Annotated in this window: 24 protein-coding genes; 15 read left to right on the forward strand and 9 right to left on the reverse strand. The window is 58.8% G+C overall.

Annotated features, from left to right (window positions below; all coding sequences use genetic code 11):
* Nucleotides 1-4 precede the first annotated feature (4 nt).
* Entirely contained in the window at nt 5-187 is a 183-nt protein-coding gene (locus ACR0I7_RS03430; RefSeq protein WP_480508443.1) for a hypothetical protein, read from the reverse strand.
* A gap of 98 nt (nt 188-285) precedes the next feature.
* A complete protein-coding gene (locus tag ACR0I7_RS03435; RefSeq protein ID WP_480508445.1) occupies nt 286-1158 on the reverse strand; it encodes a helix-turn-helix domain-containing protein in 873 nt (290 codons plus the stop codon).
* A gap of 108 nt (nt 1159-1266) precedes the next feature.
* On the opposite strand from ACR0I7_RS03435, the gene ACR0I7_RS03440 reads away from it, so the two are divergent.
* Genes ACR0I7_RS03440 through ACR0I7_RS03450 form a run of 3 tightly spaced genes read left to right on the forward strand, consistent with a single transcriptional unit; the run spans nt 1267 to nt 3289 of the window.
* A complete protein-coding gene (locus ACR0I7_RS03440; protein WP_480508447.1) occupies nt 1267-1470 on the forward strand; it encodes a DUF2061 domain-containing protein in 204 nt (67 codons plus the stop codon).
* The gene (locus tag ACR0I7_RS03445; protein WP_480508449.1) at nt 1463-2365 is read left to right on the forward strand and encodes a fatty acid desaturase; all 903 of its coding nucleotides are present in this window, start codon (nt 1463-1465) and stop codon (nt 2363-2365) included. The genes ACR0I7_RS03440 and ACR0I7_RS03445 overlap by 8 nt, the downstream gene beginning before the upstream one ends.
* A 21-nt stretch (nt 2366-2386) precedes the next feature.
* Entirely contained in the window at nt 2387-3289 is a 903-nt protein-coding gene (locus tag ACR0I7_RS03450; RefSeq protein ID WP_480508450.1) for an EamA family transporter, read from the forward strand.
* 94 nt (nt 3290-3383) lie between these two features.
* On the opposite strand, the gene ACR0I7_RS03455 is transcribed toward ACR0I7_RS03450, so the two are convergent.
* From ACR0I7_RS03455 to ACR0I7_RS03465, 3 genes are all read right to left on the reverse strand, one after another.
* Nucleotides 3384-4733 (reverse strand): DEAD/DEAH box helicase, encoded by a 1350-nt coding sequence (locus ACR0I7_RS03455; protein WP_480508452.1) that lies wholly within the window; start codon nt 4731-4733, stop codon nt 3384-3386.
* A 185-nt stretch (nt 4734-4918) separates the two neighbouring features.
* Nucleotides 4919-5848, reverse strand: a complete 930-nt coding sequence (locus tag ACR0I7_RS03460) for a glycosyltransferase family 2 protein (protein ID WP_480508454.1) — start codon at nt 5846-5848, stop codon at nt 4919-4921.
* A 31-nt stretch (nt 5849-5879) separates the two neighbouring features.
* Nucleotides 5880-7487: a peptide chain release factor 3 gene (locus ACR0I7_RS03465; protein ID WP_480508456.1), complete on the reverse strand. Its 1608-nt coding sequence runs from the start codon at nt 7485-7487 to the stop codon at nt 5880-5882.
* A gap of 109 nt (nt 7488-7596) precedes the next feature.
* On the opposite strand from ACR0I7_RS03465, the gene ACR0I7_RS03470 reads away from it, so the two are divergent.
* From ACR0I7_RS03470 to ACR0I7_RS03505, 8 genes are all read left to right on the forward strand, one after another.
* Complete coding sequence (locus ACR0I7_RS03470; RefSeq protein WP_480508458.1) at nt 7597-7959, forward strand: SnoaL-like domain-containing protein; 363 nt, start codon at nt 7597-7599, stop codon at nt 7957-7959.
* Between the two features lie 73 nt (nt 7960-8032).
* Nucleotides 8033-8812 (forward strand): SDR family oxidoreductase, encoded by a 780-nt coding sequence (locus tag ACR0I7_RS03475; RefSeq protein WP_480508460.1) that lies wholly within the window; start codon nt 8033-8035, stop codon nt 8810-8812.
* A 2-nt stretch (nt 8813-8814) separates the two neighbouring features.
* Nucleotides 8815-9930 carry a hypothetical protein gene (locus ACR0I7_RS03480; protein ID WP_480508462.1) on the forward strand — a complete coding sequence of 372 codons (1116 nt, stop codon included), beginning with the start codon at nt 8815-8817 and terminating at the stop codon, nt 9928-9930.
* A gap of 101 nt (nt 9931-10031) precedes the next feature.
* A complete protein-coding gene (locus ACR0I7_RS03485; RefSeq protein WP_480508463.1) occupies nt 10032-11078 on the forward strand; it encodes a methyltransferase domain-containing protein in 1047 nt (348 codons plus the stop codon).
* A gap of 121 nt (nt 11079-11199) precedes the next feature.
* Entirely contained in the window at nt 11200-12246 is a 1047-nt protein-coding gene (locus tag ACR0I7_RS03490; protein WP_480509703.1) for an ABC transporter ATP-binding protein, read from the forward strand.
* Nucleotides 12247-12367: 121 nt separating this feature from the next.
* A complete protein-coding gene (gene surE / locus ACR0I7_RS03495) occupies nt 12368-13150 on the forward strand; it encodes a 5'/3'-nucleotidase SurE (RefSeq protein ID WP_480508465.1) in 783 nt (260 codons plus the stop codon).
* Nucleotides 13147-13797, forward strand: a complete 651-nt coding sequence (locus tag ACR0I7_RS03500; RefSeq protein WP_480508467.1) for a protein-L-isoaspartate(D-aspartate) O-methyltransferase — start codon at nt 13147-13149, stop codon at nt 13795-13797. The genes surE and ACR0I7_RS03500 overlap by 4 nt, the downstream gene beginning before the upstream one ends.
* Nucleotides 13798-13860: 63 nt before the next feature.
* A complete protein-coding gene (locus ACR0I7_RS03505; protein ID WP_480508469.1) occupies nt 13861-15027 on the forward strand; it encodes a peptidoglycan DD-metalloendopeptidase family protein in 1167 nt (388 codons plus the stop codon).
* Nucleotides 15028-15075: 48 nt separating this feature from the next.
* Here the strand turns inward: ACR0I7_RS03505 and ACR0I7_RS03510 are convergent, their stop codons facing one another.
* Both ACR0I7_RS03510 and ACR0I7_RS03515 read right to left on the reverse strand, forming a co-directional pair.
* Nucleotides 15076-15747: a helix-turn-helix transcriptional regulator gene (locus ACR0I7_RS03510; protein WP_480508471.1), complete on the reverse strand. Its 672-nt coding sequence runs from the start codon at nt 15745-15747 to the stop codon at nt 15076-15078.
* A gap of 21 nt (nt 15748-15768) precedes the next feature.
* Entirely contained in the window at nt 15769-16074 is a 306-nt protein-coding gene (locus ACR0I7_RS03515; RefSeq protein WP_480508472.1) for a hypothetical protein, read from the reverse strand.
* 221 nt (nt 16075-16295) lie between these two features.
* Here ACR0I7_RS03515 and ACR0I7_RS03520 point away from each other — a divergent pair, with 221 nt between their 5' ends.
* The 4 genes from ACR0I7_RS03520 (at nt 16296) to ACR0I7_RS03535 (ending at nt 18856) form a co-directional block, all read left to right on the forward strand.
* Nucleotides 16296-16511: a twin-arginine translocase TatA/TatE family subunit gene (locus ACR0I7_RS03520; protein WP_480508474.1), complete on the forward strand. Its 216-nt coding sequence runs from the start codon at nt 16296-16298 to the stop codon at nt 16509-16511.
* Between the two features lie 6 nt (nt 16512-16517).
* Nucleotides 16518-16976, forward strand: coding sequence for a Sec-independent protein translocase protein TatB (tatB, locus tag ACR0I7_RS03525; RefSeq protein WP_480508476.1), 459 nt, complete (start codon nt 16518-16520; stop codon nt 16974-16976).
* Nucleotides 16973-17893: a twin-arginine translocase subunit TatC gene (tatC, locus tag ACR0I7_RS03530; RefSeq protein WP_480508478.1), complete on the forward strand. Its 921-nt coding sequence runs from the start codon at nt 16973-16975 to the stop codon at nt 17891-17893. Before tatB ends, tatC begins: the two co-directional genes overlap by 4 nt.
* A 120-nt stretch (nt 17894-18013) precedes the next feature.
* Nucleotides 18014-18856, forward strand: coding sequence for an ATP-binding protein (locus ACR0I7_RS03535; protein WP_480508480.1), 843 nt, complete (start codon nt 18014-18016; stop codon nt 18854-18856).
* 26 nt (nt 18857-18882) lie between these two features.
* Here ACR0I7_RS03535 and ACR0I7_RS03540 read toward each other — a convergent pair whose 3' ends face one another.
* Together ACR0I7_RS03540 and ACR0I7_RS03545 are read right to left on the reverse strand one after the other, a co-directional pair.
* Nucleotides 18883-19527: an SDR family NAD(P)-dependent oxidoreductase gene (locus tag ACR0I7_RS03540; protein ID WP_480508482.1), complete on the reverse strand. Its 645-nt coding sequence runs from the start codon at nt 19525-19527 to the stop codon at nt 18883-18885.
* A gap of 42 nt (nt 19528-19569) precedes the next feature.
* Complete coding sequence (locus tag ACR0I7_RS03545) at nt 19570-19818, reverse strand: hypothetical protein (RefSeq protein ID WP_480508484.1); 249 nt, start codon at nt 19816-19818, stop codon at nt 19570-19572.
* Nucleotides 19819-19946 lie beyond the last annotated feature (128 nt).

Genomic DNA, 19946 nt, shown 5'->3' on the forward strand with positions numbered 1-19946 from the left:
CGGGTCAGCCCTGATTTGGGCCGCGAATCTGGCGAATGGTCTGTCGGACGGCTTGCCAGTTCTGCGCTTGCAGAGTCTCACCAGCGGCTTTGCATTCGCGCATCTTTCTGGCTGCTTCGGCCTCGGCCTGATCGCCATGTGCTGAATACAGGGCACGTGCATATTGAGCGGTTTGTAATGCGTCCATGTCTGTCATCCTCCGTTTCTGGTCGGAATGCCCGAAGGTTCGCGCCCGGCCACTATACTACAGGTAGAGCGCCTTGGCACTGATCACCTTTCGGGCAATCAGGATTTCGCGCTGGTAGTTGCCGATCGAAGCGCGTTTAGATGGTCGGGGAAGTTGCGTGCAGTCATATCAGCTTCGCGTACTAAGGTGTCGAAATGACGCGTAAAAACCTCGATCCGGTCACGGTCGCGGAAGGCCATATATTGGCTGCCGACATAAAACACGCAGAGCAAAGGCCCGAATATTGTTAGCGGTGCTGAATACAGGCGTTTGGCATCGAACAGATATATGCGCAGCCGGGGATAAAGCTGTTCGCATAGGCCCAGAAGATGGTCGATTTGCTCTAAACGAACCTCCAATGGCAGACCGTGATAATACCCGGTGGCATGAACAAAGCTGTAAATCTCGTATAGCGGCATCGCAATTTCATAGTCTGACTGGGCGCTGCGCATCCATGTCAGGCGATCCTCAGAAGCCCCGATTGCCTGATCCGCGGTGCGTCCCAGATGCGGCGCGTATTCCCATTCCAGAACCGAACGGGTTTTCAACATGTCGGGCAAAGTGGCGGGAACATATCGAATTTTGTAACCCGCAGCCTGTTGGTGCCATTCGAAAATACGCTCATCCACCAGTGCGCGCGGTGCCTCGGCCATCGTGAGTGAGCTGGCCAGCAGTTCGGCGGCGCTTTCCGGTCTGTCGGAGAGGCTGAGCAACCAATCAGCTGACACGCCAAGCACAGACGCACAACTGCCGACAACATGCGCATTGGGCAGGCGCGCGCCTGCGCCCGTTAGCAACTGCGATACGGTGGACCGGTCGACCCCGATACTACGCGCTAGGCCGCTTTGGGTGACATCACGCTCTTCCATCGCGCGGGCCAAACGCAGACGGAATTGCTCAGCGCGGTCTCTTTTGTCGATTTTATCGGTCATATGCTTATAAATATCATAATTGATTAATTTTGTTAATCATATTCAGAATTCTCATCATGTGGCCCGATCTGTAACGATTTTGTGAGAACAATAAAAAAGGGGTCCGGAATGGAGACGCGACGAAGATCTGTCGTGAAGGCAGTTATTTGGAATGCGATCGGCTTGGCCATGATGACGGTTGTTGGCCTGCTGGCAACCGGCTCGGCCGCCTTGGGGGGTACACTTGCGGTAGTTAATACAGCCATCGGTCTGACGATGTATGTGATTTACGAACGCGTTTGGGCGGGAATCCGGTGGGGGCGTAATGCCTGACCGCGCAACACCCGAAACACCTGAATGGGGCACATTCATTCTGATCGTGGCGTGTTATTCCGCTTGGCTGGTCGTTGTCTTCTGGCTTGCAGCGTTTTCGATATGGCTGGCCATCCCGGCGATGGGGCTGGTGGCGGGGTTGCATTCCTCGCTGACGCATGAGGCGCTGCATGGGCATCCGTTTCGTGCGCAGTGGTCGAATGAGGCGTTGATGGCGCTGCCACTGACCCTGTTCATTCCGTTCAACCGATTCCGGGACCTACATCTGGCACATCATCAGGATTCGAACCTGACTGATCCCTATGACGATCCAGAAAGCAACTATCTTGATCCAGCCGTCTGGTCGGCGCTGCCGGGTTGGAAAAAGGGTATCTTTGCACTCAACAACACTTTGCTGGGGCGGATGGTGCTGGGCCCGGCGATTGGTCAGATCGCATTTATGCGGGACGATTTTCAGGGAGCTTTGCGTGGTGACCGTGCGATCCTGTTAGCGTGGGCGCTGCATTTGCCCGGCGTTGTCGCGGTTCTGTGGATGATATCGCTGTCATCCATGCCGGTCTGGGCCTTTGTCCTGTCGGCTTATATCGGGCTGGCGCTGCTGAAGATCCGCACTTTCCTAGAACACCGCGCGCATGAGAAATCGCGCGCCCGGACGGTCATCATCGAAGATCGGGGGCCACTAGCGTTTCTGTTTCTGAACAACAACCTGCATGTTGTGCATCACCTGAATCCGACCGCACCGTGGTACCGGTTGCCGGCGTTGTACCGGGCGGGAAAGGACAGGTATCTGGCCTGTAACGAAGCCTATGTCTATCGGTCCTATGCCGAGATTTTTCGCCGCTATTTCTGGCGCGCTAAAGATCCGGTGCCACATCCACTCTGGCCAAACCAGTGATTTGAAGACACAAGGGAATTCATGAGTTTATGGATTCCCGTCACAATTGCAGCCGCGACGATTCAGACCGTACGGTTCATGCTGCAAAAATCATTGAGCAGCGCCAAGCTGTCGGCCGCAGGGGCCACCTTTGCGCGCTTTGCCTATTCGTTCCCCCTTGTGCTGATCGGGCTGTTCATAGCCCTGCAGTTCACCGGGATGTCGGTGCCGCCGTTGAGTGTTAAATTCTGGACGTTTGTGGCCATTGGCGGGACCGCGCAGATCCTTGCGACCATCTGCGTTGTCGCCTTATTCAAACAACGCAACTTTGCGGTTGGCATAACGTTCAAGAAAACCGAAGTGATCCAGACCGCCATCGTCGGGTTCATCCTGTTGGGGGACGAGGTTTCAACCGGCGCGCTGATGGCCATTCTGCTTGGGCTGCTGGCGGTATTGCTGCTTTCCAAGACGCCGGGCGGGGGTGGATCGTGGTGGAAACATTTGACAAACCGAGCCTCACAGCTGGGGCTGGGGTCGGGTATTTTGTTTGCCTTTTCGGCGGTCAGCTATCGCGGCGCGTCGCTGCAGCTGTCCGAGCTTGACGCCTGGTTCCGAGCGCTGATCACGCTTGCCGCCGTGGTGACGTTTCAGTTCATTAGCATGGGGTTGTGGCTGCTCTGGCGCGACCGGGCCGAGCTGCGCGCAGTATGGCAAACCCGCAGCACCGGGGTCTTTGTCGGCCTGACTAGCCTTGGCGGGTCGTTTTGCTGGTTTCTGGCCTTCACGCTGCAGAACGCAGCCTATGTCAAAGCGCTGGGGCAGGTGGAACTGATCTTTAGCCTGATGGCATCGATCCTGTTCTTCCGCGAGACCATCACCCGGCGAGAAGTCGCCGGGATGACGTTGTTAGGTGTCTCAATTCTGGCGCTTGTGCTGGCGATTTAAGGTGCTTTGCGTTTATCCAAGGGGACATAATCGAAATGCGCGTGCGCCCGTAGGGAGCGGCAGCATATTTCAATGCAAATCAAACGCAAACGACCTAGCCAGTGCGGCGCTCATCAAAGCTGAGCGCGATAAAGCTGGGCAGATGATCGCCCATGCCAACCACCGCCGGGCCGCCATCGTCTTTGCGGCCCCGACCGCGGCCCTTGGACTCGCGCTCTTTGCGGGTATCGCTTTTCTTGGCATCGGAAGATCTGGTTTTCTTCTCGGGCTTTGAAGTGTCAGCTTTAGGCTCGTCCTTGACCGGGTTGTCGAGGCGCGGAATTTCTTTCTGGATCAACTTTTCAATCGCATCCAAAGCCTTTTCATCGCGGCCCGAGCAGATCGTAACCGCCTTGCCCTCGCGCCCTGCGCGACCGGTGCGGCCGATACGGTGGACGTAGTCCTCGGCGTGGCCGGGGACGTCGAAGTTGAACACATGGCTGACGGAAGGAATATCCAAACCCCGCGCGGCCACATCTGAGGCCACCAGCAGGCGCAGCGATCCATCGCGGAACCCGTCCAGCGTTTTCATCCGCTGCGACTGATCCAGATCACCATGGATGGCGGCGGCGTTATATCCGTATTTCTTCAGCGACTTTGCGCAGATATCCACATCCGTCTTGCGGTTGCAGAAGATGATCGCGTTGGTGCATTTCTCACCTTCGCCATCAATCAGCGCGCGCAGAACCTTGCGCTTGGCGCTGGCCTCGCGGTCGCGGCGACCGCCTTTGAACATGACGACACCCTGTTCGATGGTCTCAGACGCGGTGGCCTGGCGGGCAACCTCGATCCGGGCCGGGGCGGACAGGAACGTGTCGGTGATGCGCTCGATCTCGGACGCCATGGTGGCCGAGAAGAACAGCGTCTGGCGTGTGAACGGAGTCAGCGAGAAGATGCGTTCGATATCAGGGATGAAACCCATATCCAGCATCCGGTCAGCCTCATCCACCACCATGATCTGCACGCCGGTCAGCAGCAGTTTGCCGCGTTCGAAATGGTCCAGCAGACGGCCCGGTGTTGCGATCAAAACGTCTACGCCCCGGTCGATCAGCGCATCTTGTTCCTTGAAGCTGACACCGCCGATCAGCAGCGCTTTGGTCAGCTTTACGTTTTTTGCATAGGTGTCGAAATTCTCAGCCACCTGCGCGGCCAGTTCCCGCGTTGGGCACAGCACCAGCGAGCGCGGCATGCGCGCACGGGCACGGCCACGCGCCAGCAGTGTGATCATCGGCAGCGTAAAACTGGCGGTTTTGCCGGTGCCGGTCTGGGCGATCCCAAGGACATCGCGCCCTTCCAGCGCAGGTGGAATCGCGCCTTCCTGGATCGGAGTGGGGGTCTCATACCCGGCTTCCTCAATGGCTTTGAGGACCTTCGGGTTCAGGTTCAGTTCGCTAAACTTTGTCATGTATGTCCGGTTTTTGCGGACATTTGACCTGGCCCGCGCGTCGAAAATGTGCCGGGCCCGGATGGCCACGCGCATGCAGCGCATTTCGGCTTGGGCGGGGACATAACAAAAACGTGGGGCGGGGTCAAATGCCGGGACCCATATCTTGTGCCGGGTTTGCCACATAACAGAATTTGCGCAACAATTCAGAGGCTTTGCGGAAAGTGTTTCTGCAACTTCTGATCCAGATTCAACGGTCGGTGCCGGATCAGGTCGTGTGCCTTCAATCGCGCCAGCACATCCGGGTCTGCGCCGCTGAGTTCGTCAAAGAAGGCGCGCAGGCCGTCTTCGCCGCTTTCTTCCTCGATCCAGCTGAACAGGTCGTGTTTGTTCAGGCCGCCCAACTCGCGTGGGACATTGGGCGACATACCGGGTTTGTAGGACCCACGCGTCATGCGAAACCGGTAATGTGCCAGCCAATGCTCCCAGTCGGGGGCGTGGCGGTGGCAGAGGTCAATCTGATCCAGTTTGACATGTTCGCGCACCGGTTCCCCGTTCTGGAAGAGGTTGTGGATACGGTAGTTGATCTTATTCAGCCCCGTTCGCACAAAGATCTTGCCCTGCACATGGCTGAAAAACCCGCCCAGAACAAAGGCGCCATATGTGGGAAAGAGGGTCTGAACCAGCGCGTCACGCTCGGGGCCTGTTGGGATGAACGCCTTATAGAGGTCATCGCCGCAGGCCAGCGCCTCGATCGGGCGCACGCGGGCCACCGGGATGTCGGCAGGGACGGCCGCAAGCAGGTCAGCAATGGGCTGCTGAGGCCAGAGAAATTCATCGATGTCGATATGGACCAGCCAATCCAGATCGGTGCGCCTGTAGGTGAAAGACGCGTTTGCCGTCTGGCGCAGCTGGTGTTGCTCGGGCTTTTCGCGTTTGCGCGTGAGCGTCCAGTAGTCTTCATCGCAATTCCAGACCTGCACCCGTGGGTGATCCTGCAACGCTGCAAAAGCGTCTGGGCTGGGTTCATCCAGAAAGATGTGCAGCCGATCTGCCCCAAGATCGAGATGATAGGCGACAAAGCGCAAAATCTCAGCAGTGCTGCCGCGGACGGTTGAGACGACGCCCCATCTCACATCGTGATCTCCGAAACGGGGCGTGGCTGTGTCACGTCATCATTTCCTTGGTCGCGGTCAGGGTCAGTGCCGGATAGTCGCGCACCACGCGGTCGATATCCCATTGCAGGCGCGTCAGATAGACGATGTCGCCATCATGATCATGCGCGATATGCTGTTTGTTGGCGTTGACGAATTTCTCGACCTCGGGCTTGTCACCGCTGACCCAGCGGGCTGAGGTGAATTGCGACGCCTCGAACCGTACGGGCAGGCCGTATTCCATCTCAATCCGGCTGGCGAGTACTTCGAATTGCAGCGCGCCGACAACACCCACGATAAAGCCCGAGCCGATCGAGGGTTTGAACACCTTGGCGGCGCCTTCTTCGGCGAATTGCATCAGGGCCTTTTCCAGATGCTTGGCCTTCATCGGGTCGCCGGGGCGCACGGTCTGTAGCAGCTCCGGCGCGAAAGAGGGGATGCCGGTCACGCGGATCGCTTCGCCCTCGGTCAACGTGTCACCGATGCGGAGTTGGCCGTGATTGGGGATGCCGATGATGTCACCGGCCCAGGCCTCTTCTGCCAGTTCGCGGTCAGAGGCGAGGAAAAGGACCGGGTTGGAAATCGCCATCGGCTTTTTCGACCGCACATGGGTCAGTTTCATGCCGCGTTTAAAATGGCCCGAGGCCATGCGAACAAAGGCAACGCGGTCGCGGTGCTTGGGGTCCATGTTGGCCTGCACCTTAAAGACAAACCCGGCGACCTTTTTCTCATCCGGTGCGATCTGGCGGGGTTCGGCGGACTGGATCTGCGGCTGCGGGCCGTAGGCGCCGATGCCTTCCATCAGCTCTTTGACACCAAATGAGTTAATCGCCGAGCCGAACCAGATCGGGGTCATATGCCCCTCAAGCACGGCCTGTGGGTCGAGCTTGGGCAGCAGCTCGCGCGCCATCTCGACCTCTTCCAACAGCTTGTCCAGCAGGTCGGCGGGCACATGTTCGGCCAATTTCGGGTCGTCCAGCCCGTTGATCTGGATGCTTTCGGCCACCTTGTTCCGGTCGGCGCGGTCCATCAACTCCAGCCGGTCGCGCAGCATGTCATAGCAGCCGATGAAGTCACGACCCACGCCAATCGGCCATGCGGCGGGCGTGACGTCGATGGCCAGCATTTCCTGAATTTCGTCAATGATTTCGAACGTATCGCGGCTTTCGCGGTCCATCTTGTTACAGAAGGTCAGGATCGGCAGATCGCGCAGGCGGCAGACTTCGAACAGTTTCTGCGTCTGGCTTTCAACACCTTTGGCGCCGTCGATCACCATCACAGCGGCGTCTACGGCGGTGAGCGTCCGATAGGTATCTTCCGAGAAATCGCTGTGGCCGGGTGTATCCACTAGATTGAAACGGAAGTTTCCGTAGTCAAAGGACATCGCCGAGGCCGAGACCGAGATCCCGCGATCCTTTTCCATTTGCATGAAATCCGACCGCGTGCGCCGTGCCTCACCCTTGGCCCGCACCTGACCGGCCATCTGGATCGCACCCCCATACAGCAGGAACTTTTCAGTCAGCGTCGTCTTGCCCGCATCCGGGTGCGAGATGATGGCGAATGTCCGGCGCCGCGCGATCTCGGGCGGCAGGGTGGGTTGGTTCGAGGCGGTATCAAGCATATTGCGGCGTATAGGCGGGGAATCCTGCCGAGGCAAGACAAAGGGGGTGGTTCGAATCGCAGGGTCGTGGCAATAAGAACAAATAGCGAACATATAGTGGAGTGGAACAATGAATTTGAAAGAAATTGCACAAGAACTGGTGGCGGGATGTCGTGAGGGGCGCGCCAAAGAGAATTTGGATAAGCTCTATGCGGCAAACGCAGTCTCTGTTGAGGGCGCTGATACAATGGGCATGGGGCGTGAAACCCACGGCCTGGATGCGATCCGAGGCAAACATGAATGGTGGGAGGGCGCGCATGACGTGTCTGGCGCGTCGGTGAGCGAGCCCTTCCCGCATGGCGATGACCGGTTTGCCGTGATTTTTGAGGTCCAAGGCAAGGTCAAAGAGAGCGGCGAAGCCTTTGATATGAAAGAGGTTGGCGTTTATCACGTTGCGGATGGCAAGATCGTTCGCGAAGAGTTTTTCTATTAACGCATAAGGGCCATCTAGTCTTCTTTGCCGGGCCGGTGCTAGACATTTTGCAACAACCGACAAGGAGGGTCAGATGGATCTTGGAATTCACGGAAAACGCGCGCTGGTCTGTGCCAGTAGCAAGGGGCTGGGTTTGGGCTGTGCCGAAGCGCTGGCCGCTGCGGGTGTGGATCTGGTTATGAATGCACGCGGTGCTGACGCTCTGGAGGCAGAGGCAGACCGTATTCGTTCCGAGCATGGCGTTCAGGTTCAGACGGTTGCATGTGATGTGACCACTCAGGACGGTCAGGCACAGGTGATTGAGGCTGCGGATGGCGTAGATATTTTGGTCACCAACGCGGGTGGTCCGCCGCCCGGAATGTGGTCGGACTGGGAACGGGATGATTTCATCAAAGCGCTGGACGCTAATATGCTAACGCCCATTGCCTTCATGAAAGCGTTGCTGCCGGGCATGATGGATAAGGGTTGGGGGCGGGTGGTCAACATCACCTCGCAATCCGTACGCGCGCCTATAGCCGTGCTTGGTCTGTCGAATGCAGCGCGGACAGGGCTGACAGGATATGTTGCCGGTACGTCGCGGCAGGTGGCGCCGCATGGCGTGACCATCAACAACCTGTTGCCGGGCATTCATGCAACCGACCGTGCAGATGCTCTGGACAGCGGTGTTGTTGCGCAAAAGGGGATTTCCATGGATGACGCGCGTGCCGAACGTGCTGCCACGATCCCCGCGCGCCGCTATGGAACGCGTGCCGAGTTTGGAGCGACCTGTGCGTTCCTGTGTTCGCAACATGCCGGTTTCATTGTCGGGCAGAATATCCTGCTGGACGGTGGCGGTACCAATCTGACGATGTGATTATGAGCCAAGGCTTTTCGCTGAAAGATCAGCTCTATAACGCTGAAAAAACGCAGTATCTGAGTGGCTTGTTTGCCGCAGCTGATGCCGGGTTCGATGCTCCGGCGTTCGAGGCTGCGGTGATGTCCAAGTTGCTCGAGCTGGAATTGAAAGATCGGATCAACTGGATTGCCGCGTGTTTGCAAGAGGCCATGCCCGGCGAACTGCCTGCGGTTGCTCCGGTGATCCTGCGGGCGTTGCCGCCCCCGCTGGACCCCAACAAAACAGACGATGATTTCGGCGATTTCATCTTTGCGCCGCTTGGGGAATGGGTGGTTTCGGTCGGGATGGAACATCCCGATCTGGCGCTGGATGTGCTTGAAGAGATAACGCAGCGGTTTTCGATGGAATGGGCGATCCGTCCCTTCCTGAATACACATCAAGAGCAAGTGCTGGCGCGGATGCAGAAGTGGTGCCAACATTCCAGCTATCACGTGCGCAGATTGGTCAGCGAAGGGACACGGCCGCGCTTGCCTTGGGGGCTGGCGGTTGCGCTTGAACTGGCTGATCCAATGCTGCTGCTGGATGCGCTGCATCAGGACAAAACGCGCTATGTCACACGGTCGGTGGCCAATCACCTGAACGATATCACTAAGAAGCAGCCGGAACTGGTTCTGGAGCAGCTTGAGGAGTGGCAAAAGGCCGGCCAACAGGATGCGGATGAGCTGCAGTGGATGACCTCTCATGCGCTGCGGGGTCTCGTGAAATCGGGCCATCCGGCTGCGATGAAGATGTTGGGATATGACCCGGATGCAAAGCTTGAGGTGGCCATCACGCTCGACGGCGAGGCACGCATCGATGGTGCGTTGGAGTTTGACGTATCGATTGACGGGGCTGATCAACCTGTTTTGGTGGATTATATCGTTCATTTTCAGCGGCCTGGCGGAAAAGTCTCTCCCAAGGTGCATAAGCTGAAACAGGCGGTGCTGAAGGACGGATCGCTGCGGCTGTCCAAGCGGCACAAGCTCAAGGGCAATGCAACGACATTCAAGCTGATCCCCGGTGCCCATCGTCTTGAGATTCAGGTGAATGGCCGCATCCGAGGCGGCGTGGATTTCGATTTGCTGGACCGCGCCTAGACACGCGGCTTCACGCTTTCGTCAGATCGAACCCTCCCGGATTGCGCGCCATTCCGGGCTGGCTTAGCTGCTGTTCAGATCATGACAAAGGGACAGCTGAGATGAAGCATGAGGCGGTGCAAAACTACTATGGCGAAGTTCTCCAGGGCAGCGCGGATTTGCAGACAAATGCCTGCTGCACGCCAGATGAGATGCCGGATCATGTAAAACAGATTCTGTCGCAAATTCATGATGATGTACTGACACGTTACTATGGGTGCGGGCTGATCGCGCCGCTGGATCTGGAGGGGATGCACATCTTGGATCTGGGCTGTGGGGCTGGGCGGGACGTTTATGCCCTGTCCGCCATGGTTGGTGAAAAGGGTCGTGTTGTTGGCGTGGATATGACCCCTGCGCAGCTGGATGTAGCGCGGTCTCATCAGGAGTTTCACGCCAAGGCGTTTGGCCATGCGGCCAGCAACGTGGAATTCCATCATGGTTACATCGAAAAGCTGGATGAACTAGAGCTGGAGCCGGGGTCGTTTGATATCATCGTCTCGAACTGTGTGATCAATCTGGCTACGGACAAAGCTGCCGTTCTGCGCGGGGCGCATCGGCTGCTGAAGGACGGGGGCGAGATGTATTTCTCGGACGTCTATGCAGACCGGCGCATCCCCAAAGCGATGGCCGAGGATGAGGTTCTGTATGGGGAATGCCTGTCAGGTGCGCTGTATTGGAACGATTTTTTGACCTTGTCGCGCGCCGCCGGGTTTGGCGACCCGCGTCGCGTCACCCATCGCCCGCTGACCATCGAAAATCCGCTGCTTGAGGCGCGCGTTGCGCCGCTCAGCTTCATTTCGGCCACCTACCGGCTGTTCAAACTGCCCGCGTTGGAGTCGGATTGCGAAGATTACGGTCAGGCGGTGATCTATAAGGGCACGATCCCCCATGCGCCGCATGAATTTGTTCTGGACGACCACCATGCCATTCAGACAGGCAAAGTGTTCCCGGTCTGCGGCAACACCTGGATGATGCTGCAGGACACCCGATTTGCGCGCCATTTCAACTTCATCGGCGATTTCTCGACCCACTACGGGATATTTGAGGGTTGCGGCGGCGACAGCCCATTTGTGACTGAGGGCGAGGCGGCCTCGGCCGGGTGTTGCTGACGTCTTGCGCCTGAGGGGCGGGATTGTTATCCCCGGCTAAGCCCGATGGAATTTATCGGGAAAAGAACGGGGTCCATCAGTGACAGTTGACGCAGCGCCTCCGCGTTTGGAAATCCGCAATATGGTATGCCGGTTTGAGGGTCGTACAGTCGTGGACGATGTCTCGCTGAGCGTTCAGGCCGGGCAGGTGACCTGTCTGCTGGGGCCGTCGGGCTGCGGCAAATCCACGACCCTGCGCATGATCGCGGGCGTCGAGATGCAGGATTCGGGCGAGATTTATGTGGACGGCAAGCTGATTTGCGACACGGTCTTTCGCGTTCCGCCCGAGCGACGCGAAATTGGCCTGATGTTTCAGGACTTTGCCCTGTTTCCGCATCTAAGCGTTGCCGATAATGTGGCCTTTGGCCTGCGAACCGGCAAAAACGAAAAACGAGCACGGGTCGAAGAGCTGTTGCAGAAGGTTGATCTGATGCGGTTTATCGACGGTTTTCCGCATCAACTGTCAGGGGGCGAGCAACAGCGCGTCGCTTTGGCGCGTGCGTTGGCGCCGCGACCCCGGATCATGCTGATGGACGAGCCGTTCTCGGGGCTGGATAACCGGTTGCGCGATGGTATCCGCGACGAAACGCTCGCGATCCTCAAGGAAGAGGACGCGGCGGTGCTGCTGGTGACGCATGAGCCGGAAGAGGCGATGCGCATGGCGGATGAGATCGCCCTGATGCGGCGCGGCAAAATCGTGCAGCAGGGCGCGCCATACAATGTCTATACCCGTCCGGTCGACAAGGCTGCTGTCGCTTTTTTCAGCGATGTGAACATCTTACCTTCAGTTGTGAATGGTGCATTGGCAACTACGTCCTTTGGGCAATTTCTGGCGCCGGGCGTTCCCGATGGCACGGATGTCGAGATCGTATTCCGGCCGCAGCACGTTAAGCTGGACTTTGACCGCAACGGCAAAGGGCCTGCGCCAACGCCAACGGATGGCACAGCAGCGCGCGGCGTGGTGGAGCGGGCGCGGTTTTTGGGAAATGAAAGCCTTGTGGAATTTCGGATGGATTATGACGGGTCGATCCTGAAAGTGACGGTCCCAAACGTCTTTGTTCCGCAGGCCGGGCGCGCCATGTGGCTGAAAATTCGCCGCGACCGCTGCTTTGTTTTCCCGGTCAGATAGCGCATCCGACGCAGTTTCCGCGCAAGTGGTGCGCGAATGCCGCAAATTGTAGGCCCGGTCCGCTTGCCGCAAAACCGGGGCGCGTCTATCAAGGTCCAAACGTGGGGGTAGTGCGGGCATCATGCGAATTCTTCTGACAAATGACGACGGCATCAACGCGCCGGGGCTGATCGTGTTAGAGGCGATTGCCGCAGAACTGGCCGGCCCCGATGGTGAGGTCTGGGTGGTTGCCCCGGCATTTGAACAGTCGGGTGTTGGGCATTGCATCAGCTATACCCATCCCATGATGGTGGCCAAGCTGGATGAGCGCCGGTTTGCGGCCGAAGGCTCACCTGCCGATTGTGTGCTGGCCGGGTTGCACGATGTGATGAAGGACGCGCCGCCTGATCTGGTGTTGTCCGGGGTGAATCGGGGCAATAACTCGGCGGAAAACACGCTCTATTCCGGCACGATCGGGGGCGCGATGGAGGCGGCCTTGCAAGGTATTCCCGCTATCGCTCTGTCACAGTATTTCGGCCCGCGCAATCTGGGTCTGGATGATCCGTTTGAGGCCGCAGCACGCTATGGCGTAGATCTGGTGCGGCGCATTCTGGCTGCAACGCCTGAGGAAGAGGCGGATTATCGCCTGTTTTACAACGTGAATTTCCCACCCGTTCCGGCGGATGAGGTGCTGGGGACGCGCGTTGCACCGCAGGGATATCGCCGTGACACGCATTTCAGCGTCGAGCCACACAGCTCGCCTTCGGGACGGCGGTTTTTGTGGATCAAAGGTGGTTATCAGCACAATCCCACCGCGCCCGGAACAGATGCGGCGGTGAACCTGGAAGGCTACATTTCGGTTACGCCGATGCGGGCCGATTTGACCGCGTATGATGCTCTGGACGCGCTGAAGGCAATCGAATGACCGGATCAAGCCCTGAAACCATCATGCAGTTCCTATTCGCCTTGCGCTCGCGCGGTGTCACCGACGCGCGCGTTTTGGCGGCGATGGAACAGATTGACAGGGGCTTATTCGTCAAGGGGTTGTTTGCGGATCGCGCTTATGAGGATACTCCGCTGCCCATCGCCTGCGGGCAGACGATCAGTCAGCCCTCGGTCGTGGGACTGATGACACAGGCGCTGCAGGTCAGTCCGCGCGATACGGTGTTGGAGGTCGGCACCGGCTCGGGCTATCAGGCGGCGGTGTTGTCGAAACTGGCGCGGCGCGTCTATACGGTCGAGCGCCACAAGCGTCTGGTGCGCGAAACCGGACAGCTGTTTCGCGAGATGGGGCTGACAAATGTGACGGCGATGTTGTCAGACGGATCCTTTGGATTGCCCGAACAGGCCCCGTTTGACCGCATTATTGTGACCGCTGCGGCAGAAGACCCGCCCGGACCGCTCTTGGCGCAGCTTAAAATCGGCGGTATCATGGTATTGCCCGTAGGACAGTCGGATGCGGTGCAGACCCTGATCAGGGTTCGGCGCACCGAGGACGGTCTGGACTATGACGAATTGTTGCCCGTTCGTTTCGTGCCCCTGCTTGAGGGGCTGGGAAAGGATGAGGCGTAAAGAACGTTTCCGAATTGGGCACCGGAACCCCGGTAAACAGGGGCAGGTGTTGAGGACAGAGATATGAGAGCAGTTTCCAGATCAGCCATGCGCCGCTGTGCGACCGGTGTTGCCGCGCTTGCGCTTCTTGCCGGGTGCGATGGGCCATTAGATTATGACTTGCGTGGCAATGTCGGTGGGTTTTCGACAGCCGACGCCGCGTTGGCAGCCACCGCAAACCGCCCGGCACCCGATGCGCGCGGTGTTATCAGTTATCCGACCTATCAGGTCGCCGTTGCCCGAGGGGGGGACAGCGTGACCGACGTCGCCTCGCGCGTTGGGCTGCCACCGGCCGAACTGGCGCGATATAACGGCCTACAGGTCAATGACCCGCTGCGGGATGGTGAAGTTCTGGCCTTGCCGCGCTCGGTTGGCGCAGGTGGGGGCAATGTTGATATCGCGACGATCGCCCGGTCGGCCATTGATCAGGCGCCTGCGACTGGTGGCGTGCAGACCTCGACACTTGAGCCGGCCAAGCCTGCGCCTGCACCCGTGGCTTCGGGTCCCGAACCGATCCAGCACAAGGTCAAGCGCGGCGAGACGGCCTATACGATCTCGCGCCTCTATCAGGTGCCCGTCGAGTCGCTGGCAGAATGGAATGGTCTGGGTTCGGATTTTGCCGTGCGGGAGGGTCAGTTTCTGCTGATCCCGGTCAAGGATCAGCCCGCGCCGCGCCAGACAGCAGCAGCCACTGCCACCGGGACCTCTGCGACCACGCAGCCCGGAGAGGGATCGCCCACGCCGACACCGCCCAGTGCGACGCAACCTTTGCCGGAAGAAGAGGTAAAACCCGTTGCGCCCCCGCCGGACGTGACCGCCGAGGCCCCCACCAACACCAGCAGCGCGGCGCTGGCGCTGCCTGTGGCGGGCAAGATCGTGCGCACCTATGACAAGGGTAAGAACGAAGGTATCGATATTGCCGCGTCCCCTGGTACAGCCGTGAACGCGGCTGAGGCCGGGACGGTTGCGGCAATCACCGCCGATGCCGATCAGGTGCCGATCATTGTCGTCAAACATAACAATGACCTGCTGACCGTTTATGCGAATGTTCAGGATATCGCCGTCAAGAAGGGCGACCGCGTGCGTCGCGGGCAAAAGATTGCCGCGTTGCGTGGTGGAAACGATGCCTATGTGCATTTCGAGGTGCGCCAGGGCTTTGAGTCTGTGGACCCTGAACCGTATCTGAAGTGATGCTGGCCTGTTTCGGGCCAGTTCTTCACGTTTGAATGACAAATAAGATCAGGCGGTTGGGTCATAGTCACTCAGCCGCTTCCCGGGTTCATCGGCAAAGATTTCCGGCATTGGTGTTACCATTTCGATTAGGTCGATGCGAAAGACGCGAAACCCGTCGCGCAGCTCGCACCAGGCGGTCAGGGTCCAGACGCGGCCCCAGTATTCCATATGCAGCGGGCGGATGAACCGGTCGGTCAATACGCCATCGATACGCCGGTAAGACAGGCGCAGTTTTTGCCGGGATTTGATCGCGGCACGGATCGGGGCCATATGCGCCAGCCCGCGTGCCGCATCGGCAAAGGGGTAAACCGCGAATTTCCAGCTGTCGGCCTCGGCCACAACCTGCGTTGGCAGAACGGCATCGACCTTTTCGGCCAGCGTTTCGGCCGCCGCCTTAAGGTCAGGATCTGCCGCTTCGGCCACGATCGCCATGCCAAGGTTGAGGGCTTCCAGCTCAGCCGGGGTCAGGTTCAGCGGGGGCAGGGTGATCTGCTCGCGCACCATATAGCCGACGCCGCGCTCGCCCTCGACCGGGACGCCCGAGGCGACCAGCGTGTCCATGTCGCGATAGATCGTGCGGACCGACACTTCCAGCCGGTCCGCGATGTCCTGCGCGCGGTGCAGTTTACCGTCGCGCAGGATCTGGATGATGTCGAACAGACGATCAGTGCGGCGCATGACGCGCTGCCTTGACCGTCCTTAAGCGGTCATATCCCATAATACATACTCGTGGCGTATCTGAACGCTGTCTGGGTCAATGGCGGCCATCAGCGAAGGTGCAAACGCCTGTTGCGGGAATTGCGCCGCCACATCCTTGGCCGATTTCATGTCCTGCCAGATGACATAGTCGGTCCAGCGCCCGTCCTCTCCCTGGCTGAGCTGGCGGTGGGTAAAGCCTGCGGCGTTGCGCACAAAGCTCTCGGTGGTTTGGCTCAGCTTCACGAACTCTTCCACAGTTGTGCCATTGACCAGCTTGAAGGTTACGATTTCAGCGACGTGAGTCATTTGTCTCTCCATTGACTAGGTTTCGATACTGGTGACCTAGCCGTTACCAACTGACATAAACCTGTCAGTTGGAAAAGGCGAGACCTGATAAAATGCGCTGACGGATCAAATTTTGGTGCCAAATTGATCTGCATCCCTTTCTGGAGCGGGTCGCGACGCGTAAACACAAGACGAATTCGAGATTTCGGCGCGACAGGCGTCGACGCAAAAGGAGAAGAGACATGCTTAACAATATCGGTCTTCCCGGTCTTCTGCTGATCGCCGTTGTGGTGCTGGTGCTGTTTGGCCGCGGTAAAATCAGCTCGCTGATGGGCGAGGTTGGCAAGGGCATCACATCATTCAAAAAGGGCGTCAAAGAAGGCGCGGATGAGCTGGAGCAGGACGCATCCGAGCTGGCCAAAGACGTCACGCCCGACTCTGAAAAAGACAAGGTCTGATCCGGCATGTTTGATCTCGGCTGGACCGAGCTTCTGGTCATCGGCGTTGTGGCCCTGATCGTGGTCGGGCCAAAAGATCTGCCGGTTCTGTTTCGCAATGTCGGCCGCTGGGTCGGCAAGGCCCGTGGCATGGCGCGCGAGTTCAGCAATGCGATGAACGACGCCGCAGACGAGGCCGGTGTCAATGACATCAAGAAGGGCCTGAATGCAGCCGCCAATCCGGTCGGCACTGCCATGGACAGTGTCAACGAGGCGGCTCGGGACATGGCCAAAAGCATGGACCCGACCAAGTTCGATCCCGACAGCGAAACCGGCAAACTGGCGGCAGAGCGCGCAGAACAGGCCAAGAAGATACAGGCCACAACGGCCCGTGCCACGGCTGAGCGCAAAGCCAAAGAGGCTGCGGATGCTTTGGCCAAGGCCGAAGCTGCCGAAGCGGCGCTGGATACTGAAAGCAAATCATGAGCAAGACCGACGAGATCGAGGATACCTCGGCCCCCCTGATCGAGCATCTGGCAGAGCTGCGCACGCGGCTTATCCGGTCGGTCATCGCGTTTGTCATCGGCATCGTGGTGGCCTTTACGGTTGCGGAACCGATCCTGCAGTTTCTGGTGCAGCCGATTGAGGCAACGCTGCGCGAGCTGGGTGATCCATCTCCGACGCTGCAATATACCTCGCCGCAGGAATACCTGTTCACGCTGTTCCGCATCTCGATGGTGTTTGGTTTTGCGCTCTCCTTTCCTGTGATCTCATACCAGCTGTGGCGCTTTGTGGCACCGGGGCTGTACCGGTCGGAAAAAGGGGCCTTTCTACCTTTTCTGATCGCGTCGCCGTTCATGTTCCTGCTGGGGGCTGCCTTTGCGCAATTCGTGGTCACACCGTTGGCCATGCAGTTTTTCCTGGGCTTTGCAGATGTCAGCTCGATTTTTGCCAACCTGCTCTCGGCAACCACCGGAGACGTGCCGGATGAGATTGTTGTGGTTCCCGAAACCACAGAAGGGGTGAAGATCACCTTCTTCGGCAAGGTCAACGAGTCGCTGGATATCACGCTGAAGTTCATCCTGGCCTTTGGTTTGTGCTTTCAGTTGCCCGTGCTTCTGACCCTGATGGGTAAGGCTGGTCTGGTCAGCGCCGAAGGTCTGGGCAGCGTGCGCAAATACGCGATGGTCGGAATTCTTGTTCTGGCGGCCCTGGTGACCCCACCCGACGTCATCACTCAGGTCATCTTGTTCGTCGTGGTCTACGGCCTTTACGAAGTGTCGATCTTCTTGGTCGGGCGTGTTGAAAAGAAACGCGAAGAGAAGCTGCGCGCCGAAGGCTACTATGATGACGAGGCCGAAGCTGACGAAGAGATGATGCAGGACTACGAAGAGAACAAGTAGACCTTGCAGACAATACGAAACAGGGCGCGCCACCGATTGGCGCGCCTTTTTCATATCCCTCCCTTGCTGCGCCAGGGTGAACATGCTTTGAACTCTGCCATGCCAGACCCGGAGACGCCCATGGATGACCAAGCCCTGAACCGTATTGCTGACGCGCTAGAGCGCATGGCCCCGGCGCCGCTGGCGGCCCCGGATTTCAGCGCTGCCCCTGCCTTTGTCTGGCATATTGAACCTGACCGGCTGGAGTCGATTGCCGAGGTCAATCGCGTCGATCTGGACCTGCTGGTGGGTATCAATCGCTCACGCGAGACGCTGCTGGATAACACGCGCCGGTTTGCGGGTGGGTTCAAGGCGAATAATGCGCTGCTGTGGGGCGCGCGCGGGATGGGGAAATCCAGCCTTGTGAAAGCGGTGCATGGCACATTGAAAGCCGAGTTTCCCGATCTCAAGCTGGTTGAGTTGCAGCGTGAAGATATGGGTTCGGTCGCACGCCTGTTGAACCATCTGCGCAGCGCGCCGTATCGGTTCATCCTGTTCTGCGACGACCTGTCGTTCAGCCATGACGACCAGCACTATAAATCGCTCAAGGCCGTTCTGGATGGCGGTATCGAAGGGCGGCCCGAGAATGTGGTGTTCTACGCCACCTCTAACCGTCGTCACCTGATGCCGCGGGATATGATCGAAAACGAACGCTCCAGCGCGATAAACCCGTCGGAGGCGGTTGAGGAAAAGGTCTCACTCTCTGATCGATTCGGTCTTTGGTTGGGCTTCCACCCCTGCGATCAGGATGAATACCTGGCGATGATTGACCGTTACTGCGCGGCTTATGGCGTGTCAGTCGACGCTGTGACGTTGCGCGCCGAAGCGATCGAGTGGCAAGCGACGCGTGGTGCCCGCTCGGGTCGCGTCGCCTGGCAGTTTTTCGTCGATCTGGCCGGTCGCAACGGTGTGCATATCGCGTAACCCGTCGGTATGGGACAGGGCGCAAACTACAGTTGTGACAGAACCTGTGCTGCCGCATCCGCTGTGCTGGTCAAACCGTCCCGATCTTCGCCGGGGTGAAACCGCGCGCGTACCGCAGTGGGCATCGGGGCAGGTTCAATGATTGACACCCGGGGGCCGGTACGCTCGGTCTCGGCCTGCCAACTGCGGGCCAGTGCCATTTGCGCTGCCTTGGTCGCGCCGTAGATGCCATAGAACTTCTCGCCGGCTTTGGGGTCGTCAAAAAACACGGCATGTCCAATCTCACCCAGTAAGGGGGTGATATAGGGGATCAGAACCGAGACTGCATTGGCATTGGTGTTCGACGCTTTGGTCCACTCTTTGGGGTCGACAAAATGCACTGGCGTGAGGGCCGAGGTATGCACAGCCGTATGCAGCCACAGATCGACCTTACCCCAGCGATCGTGAATGCCCCTGCACAGCGTCGCCATAGCATTTGGATCGGTGATATCCATCGGGGCCAGCGTGGCATGGCCGCCCTTGGCCTGAATACGGTCATCCAGCTCTTCCAGCCCGCCGGTCGTCCGGGCGACCGCGACGATGTGATACTCGGGCGCCAGCGCCTCGGCCAGAGCAGCGCCCAGCCCGCGTGAGGCCCCGGTGATGAGGGCAATTTTGGTCTGATCTGTCATGGATGCGGTTTGAACGGCTATCGGCAAGGCGTCAACCCGAGATCAGCTTCCGGGGATGGCGATCCGCTTGGTCTGGCCGCTTTGTCGCAGCATGACGCCGTGTTCATCAATGGCAACTACGGTTCCCGAGGCCACCCGACTGCCGGGTTTAACCTCTTTGACCCGACCAGAGGACAGCCGCATCAGGGCACGCATTTCGGATTTTGGCCCGAATACGCCCAGCACAGAGACCGAGTTCTTTTTGAGCGAGCCCTTTTGCGTGGCCGCGTTCTTAACAGTGGCGTTCGACATGCAGTGTGATCAGGGAGGGGGCGCCTGATCCCTTTGTGGTGAGTGGTGTTGCGCGCGGGCTATCAAACCGGGAAACCGATTTGAAGCGCGCCCCTACGTCACCATGACGTCGTGAAATCGCCGCCCGG

Source organism: Ruegeria sp. AM1, assembly GCF_056540745.1.